At 55.8% G+C, this 4,654-nt stretch carries 1 protein-coding gene and 1 pseudogene; both read right to left on the reverse strand.

The genetic code is table 11. The features are described 5' to 3' along the window. Nucleotides 1-24: 24 nt before the first annotated feature. Entirely contained in the window at nucleotides 25-3,768 is a 3,744-nt protein-coding gene (locus tag HP459_RS21525; protein ID WP_171936811.1) for a nitrate reductase subunit alpha, read from the reverse strand. 381 nt (nucleotides 3,769-4,149) lie between these two features. Further along, nucleotides 4,150-4,654: pseudogene (locus tag HP459_RS21530) on the reverse strand (nitrate/nitrite transporter); the annotation flags it as partial.

Below are 4,654 nucleotides of genomic sequence, written 5' to 3' on the forward strand. Positions count from 1 at the left end.
CCATGCCGACTTGTGAACGAATTTTCATTTTACGCTCTCCTGTACCTGGTCATTACCTTCGCCATCTAACCAGTTAATATTCTTCATCTTACGTACCACCACGAACTCATCGCGGTTTGATCCTACAGTGCCGTAGTAGTTAAAGCCGTAGGCCAGCTGGGCATAGCCGCCGATCATATGCGTCGGTTTCGGCGTAATACGGGTCACAGAGTTGTGAATACCGCCGCGCTGCTCGGTGATCTCTGAACCCGGCAGGTTAACGATACGTTCCTGCGCGTGGTACATCATGGTCATCCCGGCTGGTACACGCTGGCTCACCACCGCACGTGCCGTCAGGGCACCGTTGCTGTTGAACACTTCGATCCAGTCGTTATCTTCGATACCCAGATCTTTGGCGTCCGCTTCGCTCATCCAGACAATCGGCCCCCCGCGTGACAGCGTCAGCATCAGCAGGTTGTCGCTGTAGGTGGAGTGGATACCCCACTTCTGGTGCGGCGTCAGGAAGTTCAGCGCCTTCTCAGGGTTACCGTTTGATTTCGCCCCCATCACCGCTTTCACGGAGCGGGTATCGATTGGCGGACGGTAAACCAGCAGGCTTTCACCGAAGTCACGCATCCACTGGTGATCCTGATACAGAGACTGACGGCCAGAGAGCGTGCGCCATGGGATCAGCTCGTGAACGTTGGTGTATCCGGCGTTATAGGACACATGTTCATCTTCGAGGCCAGACCAGGTCGGGCTGGAGATAATCTTGCGCGGCTGAGCCTGAATATCGCGGAAGCGGATTTTCTCTTCTTCTTTATTCTTCGCCAGATGCGTATGGTCACGGCCGGTAAATTCACTCAGAGCCGCCCACGCTTTCACCGCCACGTGGCCATTGGTTTCCGGTGCCAGGGTCAGGATCATTTCCGCTGCATCAATTGCCGTGTTCAGCATTGGCTGGCCTTTGGCCGGGCCGTCTGCTTTGGTGTAATTGAGCTTGCGCAGCAGGTCCATTTCGCTCTGGGTGTTCCAGGCGATGCCTTTACCGCCGTTACCGATCTTCTCCATCAGCGGACCGATAGAGGTAAAGCGCTCGTACGTAGCCGGGTAATCACGTTCAACCGGAATAATGTGCGGCGCGGTCACACCCGGGATCAGATCGCATTCGCCTTTTTTCCAGTCCTTCACGTCAAGCGGCTGCGCCAGTTCGGCAGCGGAGTCGTGCTGGATTGGCAGCGTCACCACGTCGGTCTCTTTGCCCAGGTGCCCTACACAGACTTCGGAGAATTTCTTCGCGATGTCTTTATAGATTTCCCAGTCGCTTTTTGATTCCCACGCCGGGTCAACGGCCGCAGACAGCGGATGAATAAACGGATGCATATCCGACGTATTCATGTCGTCTTTTTCGTACCAGGTGGCGGTAGGCAGCACGATATCGGAGTACAGGCAGGTACTGGACAGACGGAAGTCCAGCGTTACTACCAGATCCAGCTTGCCGTCGAGACCGTTGTCTTTCCATTCAACTTCTTCTGGCTTCACGCCGCCCTGCTTGCCGAGATCCTTACCCTGAATACCGTTTTCGGTACCGAGCAGGTATTTCAGCATGTACTCATGGCCTTTACCGGACGAACCCAGCAGGTTGGAGCGCCAGATGAACAGGTTACGCGGATGGTTTTTGCCGTTCTCAGGCTGTTCTGCCGCAAAACGGATTGAGCCATCCTTCAGCGATTTCACGGTGTAGTCCACCGGTGACATGCCCGCTTTCTTCGCCGCTTCCGCAATGCGCAGCGGGTTAGTGCCCAACTGCGGTGCAGACGGCAGCCAGCCCATGCGTTCAGCGCGCACGTTGAAGTCAATCAGATGGCCGCTGTAGCGGGATTTATCCGCCATCGGCGACAGCAGCTCCTGCGCGGTCACCGTCTCGTAGCGCCACTGGCTGGAGTGGTTATAGAAGTAGGAGGTGCTGTTCATGTGACGAGCCGGACGCTGCCAGTCAAGGGCAAACGCCAGCGGCTGCCAGCCGGTCTGCGGACGCAGTTTTTCCTGGCCCACGTAGTGCGCCCAGCCGCCGCCGCTCTGCCCGACGCAGCCGCAGAAGATCAGCATGTTGATCAGGCCGCGATAGTTCATATCGAGGTGATACCAGTGGTTCAGACCGGCACCGACGATGATCATGGAGCGACCGTGAGTTTTGTCTGCGTTTTCCGCAAATTCGCGGGCGATACGGGTGATTTGGGCGCGTGGCACACCGGTGATCTGCTCCGCCCAGGCTGGTGTATAAGCCTTCACGTCGTCATAGCTGGTCGCGCAGTTTTCATCGTTCAGACCGCGCTCCAGGCCATAGTTCGCCATGGTCAGATCGTAGACCGTAGTGACCAGAGCGGTAGAACCGTCCGCCAGTTGCAGGCGCTTAACCGGCAGTTTGTGCATCAGAACGTTTTGCAGCTCAACCTTGTTGAAGTGCTCGGAACCTTCACCACCAAAGTACGGGAAGCCGACATCGGCGATTTCGTCCTGGCTGCCCAGCATGCTGAGGCGAAGTTCTGTCTCTTCACCCGTGGTGCCGTTACGCTGTTCCAGGTTCCATTTGCCTTTTTCGCCCCAGCGGAAGCCGATAGAACCGTTTGGCGCCACCAGCTCGCCGTTGCTGTTGCAGGCGACCGTTTTCCACTCCGGGTTGTTTTCCTGACCCAGCGCGTCCACAAGATCCGCCGCACGCAGCATACGGCCAGCGGCGTAATAGCCGTCACGCTCTTCAAGCATCACCAGCATTGGCATGTCGGTGTAGCGACGCACGTAATCGGTGAAATACTGGCTTGGCTTGTCGAGGTGGAATTCACGCAACATGACGTGGCCCATCGCCAGCGCCATGGCGGCATCAGTACCCTGTTTCGGTGCCAGCCACAGGTCGCACAGTTTGGCGATTTCGGCGTAGTCCGGGGTCACGGCAACGGTTTTGGTCCCTTTGTAACGTACTTCGGTAAAGAAGTGCGCATCAGGGGTACGGGTCTGCGGAACGTTTGAGCCCCAGGCGATGATGTAGCTGGAGTTGTACCAGTCAGCGGACTCCGGCACGTCGGTCTGTTCGCCCCAAGTCTGCGGCGACGCTGGCGGCAGGTCGCAGTACCAGTCGTAGAAGCTCAGACAGGTACCGCCAATAAGTGAAAGGTAGCGCGCGCCGGAGGCGTAAGAGACCATCGACATTGCCGGGATTGGCGAGAAGCCTGCCACGCGGTCAGGACCGTAAGTTTTCACGGTATAGACGTTGGAGGCCGCAATCAGCTCGTTCACCTCTTTCCAGGAAGAACGAACGAAACCACCGCGACCACGCGCCTGTTTGAAGCTTTTCGCTTTGTCGGCGTCCTCGATGATGGATGCCCAGGCATCAACCGGATCGCTGTGCTGCACTTTCGCTTCACGCCACATTTTCATCAGGCGTTTACGCATCAGCGGGTATTTCAGACGGTTGGCGCTGTAGAGATACCAGGAGTAGCTGGCCCCACGCGGGCAGCCGCGCGGTTCATGGTTCGGCATATCCTGACGGGTACGCGGATAGTCGGTCTGCTGCATTTCCCAGGTCACCAGACCGTTTTTAACGAAAATCTTCCAGCTACATGAGCCAGTGCAGTTTACACCGTGGGTAGAACGGACAACTTTGTCATGCTGCCAGCGTTGACGGTAACCGTCTTCCCAGTCCCGGTTGGTATCCAGAACCTGGCCGTGCCCATCGGCAAAAGTTTCACCCTTCTGTTTGAAGTAGCGAAACCGGTCCAAAAATTTGCTCATCGGGTATCTCCTGTGTGGAGCCTGTGGCTCTCTAAATCGACATTGCTGATTTGCAGCGAAGGTAACGCTATGAAAGATGGTGAGAATTGATAACGATCAAGACGGAGGGGGTCTCTGAGGGGGGGTATTAGATCAAATACCACCAAAGCGGTAGCTGTTAATATTTTTTAACTTAATGATTTATATGGATATATTTTATTTATCGTACAATAAGCGGAGCAAAATTTAACATCTTAGGTATTAAGGGGTAGAGACACCTGTAAAGCGATGGCGATCACAGCGTTACCTGTGTGCGACTACGGGAAACGCTATTAGTATGTTGTAACTATTAAGCGATTAAAAAAAGCGCGGCACTCAGGCCGCGCAAACGGATAATCAAGCTTACTTGTTTTTCTTGGTATTACGGCCATATACCAGCCAGGTGATGACCACACAGGCGATATAGAAGACGAGGAATACCTTCATCGCACCCGCCGGAGAGCCGGTCAGATCCAGTGAGATACCGAACGCTTTTGGAATAAAGAAGCCGCCAATCGCGCCAATCGCAGAGATAAACCCAAGCGCCGCAGCGGTATCGGTGGCGGCTTCACGCATCGCCTGCTCGTCGCTCCCGCCCTGCGCTTTCACGCGGTCCATGGTCAGCTTGCGGAAGATGACAGAGATCATCTGGAAAGTAGACGCACTGCCCAGCCCGGCGGTCAGGAACAGCACCATGAAGACGCCGAAGAAGGCAAAGAAGTTACCTCCCTCACCACCCGCAGGCAGCGTCAGGAACAGCAGTGCACAGAAGATGGCCATCAATACAAAGTTCACCAGCGTAACGCGCGTTCCGCCCAGACGGTCGGAGATCATCCCGCCCAGCGAACGTGCCAGCGCGCCAATAAAC

The sequence above is a fragment of the Enterobacter sp. CM29 genome (genome assembly GCF_013179605.1).
In the GTDB taxonomy this organism is placed as follows: Bacteria; Pseudomonadota; Gammaproteobacteria; order Enterobacterales; family Enterobacteriaceae; genus Enterobacter; species Enterobacter intestinihominis.

What these genes read in the sequence shown, in the direction of transcription:
- HP459_RS21525 (WP_171936811.1), bottom strand. Translation starts at nt 3,768, where the DNA reads ATGAGCAAATTTTTGGACCGGTTTCGCTACTTCAAACAGAAGGGTGAA.